Raw genomic sequence first — 1786 nt, 5'->3', positions numbered from 1 at the left:
ATGATGCTATAAGTAAAAAATTTATTTTTGTTAAAAAGGAGGAAAACAATGAAGAACAGGCGTGAGTTTTTGTTTGTTTACGATGTGTCTTGGGCAAACCCAAATGGAGACCCCTTGGATGAAAATAAGCCAAGGATTGACGAGGAAACGGGTATAAACTACGTTACCGACGTTAGGCTAAAAAGGACAATAAGAGATCAGCTTTTAGATATGGGATACGAGGTTTTCATAAGGGAAGAAAGAAAAGAAAATGGCAAGCTATCAAGCAAAGAAGATATATTTTCTACATACGAAAACGATTATGCCAAGGTCTTAGAAAGGTGTATAGATATAAGGCTCTTTGGAGGGACCTTTGCTCTTAAAAACGCCAAAAAGTCCAAGAAAAAATCTAATGAATCGGAAGAACAAGAAGCTGATGAAGCTCAGCAAGCAGCATCTTTTACTGGTCCTGTTCAGTTTAAATTTGGTAGATCTTTACATAGGGTTAAGATGGAGTTGGTGAAGGGAACTACTGTAATGCCTTCTGGTGAGGGTAAAGGGCAAGGAACAATGACAGAGGTTTATGTATTGCCTTATTCTCTTATAGCATTTTACGGTATTGCCAACGAAAAAGCCGCCAAAGATACCAATCTGAAGGATGAGGACATAGAGGACATGCTAAAAGCTATGTGGTTAGGGCATAAAGGCTCAACGGATGTCATTTCAAGGTCTAAGTTTGGACACAGCCCTAGGCTTTTAATACAAATCACTTATAAAGAAAACACGCTAACTCACATAGGGGAGCTCGATAAGCTTATAAGCTTCAAATCTGATAAAAGAGATGAGGAAATAAGAGATATAGAGGAGTTAGAGTTAGACCTATCAAAGTTAAAAGAAAAAGTAGCAAAATACAAAGATAAGATAGAAAAAATTAGCTTTGCCGTAGATGACAGAGTGAGGTTGTCTATACCTATAGAATCTTTGTTTGAAGGCGTGGTAATTGAGGAGTTTCCTTGGGTGAAAGAGGTGTAAGCTTTGAAGGTTCTGGTTTTTAAGCTTTTTGGAGATTTGGCACATTTTAGAAAGTTTTATACAACTTCTTCACCCCTTTCTTTTTCTTTCCCGCCACCACCTACTGTAAGAGGAATAGTGAGTGCTATAATGGGTTTTGATAAAAGCGAATATCTTGAAAAGACCAAACATCTAAAAATAGGCGTGGGAATAGGAAGCCCCGTTAAAAAGATAAGGATGGGTCTAAATATAATATTCACGAAGGGATCGAGGGGATTTGACCCTACCCTTATTTCAAGGAGGAAAGGAGATACTAATAAAACTCTGAGGACTCAGATAAAATCTGAATTTGTAAAGAATGCTTGCTACAAGATTTATATTGGTGCTGATGATGAGTTTTTGAAAAGCCTTGAAAACATGCTATCTAATCATCAAACTTATTACAGCGTCTCGCTTGGTTTATCGGAACTCCTAGGTGATTTTTCTTTTGAGGGTGTTTATGAAGCTGTAGAAGAAAAAGAATCTACTATAGTAAACAGCGTAATACCAGTTAGTGCAGTCGAAAGCTTAGATGTAGAAAACATAAAGCATATAGTGAAAGAAAGAATACCAACTTATATGTTACCTAGTAGAGAAGTGAAAAAGTATGAGGATGTCATTTTTGATGTATATGGAAATCCTATTTACGGAACTTTTAATGGTGTTTTAAGGCTAGGAAACGATGAACACGTATATCTATGGTGAAATCAGGTATATACTCTCATCCGAACGTATATATAGAAGATCATATAAATAG

2 protein-coding genes are annotated in these 1786 nt (G+C 36.5%); both read left to right on the top strand.

Features of this window, described 5'->3' with window-relative positions:
• Window positions 1-48: 48 nt before the first annotated feature.
• A complete protein-coding gene (gene cas7b / locus ACP5S8_RS08290; protein WP_461876467.1) occupies window positions 49-1011 on the top strand; it encodes a type I-B CRISPR-associated protein Cas7/Csh2 in 963 nt (320 codons plus the stop codon).
• A gap of 3 nt (window positions 1012-1014) precedes the next feature.
• The gene (cas5b, locus tag ACP5S8_RS08285; protein WP_461876466.1) at window positions 1015-1734 is read left to right on the top strand and encodes a type I-B CRISPR-associated protein Cas5b; all 720 of its coding nucleotides are present in this window, start codon (window positions 1015-1017) and stop codon (window positions 1732-1734) included.
• Window positions 1735-1786 lie beyond the last annotated feature (52 nt).

The sequence above is a fragment of the Hydrogenobaculum sp. genome (assembly GCF_049967395.1).
Taxonomy (GTDB): Bacteria; Aquificota; Aquificia; order Aquificales; family Aquificaceae; genus Hydrogenobaculum.
Note: the sequence above shows the minus strand (reverse complement) of the source record. Positions and strands in the feature narration are given on the sequence as shown.

Coding starts and splice junctions, on each gene's coding strand:
- cas7b (WP_461876467.1), top strand. CDS start 49: ATGAAGAACAGGCGTGAGTTTTTGTTTGTTTACGATGTGTCTTGGGCA.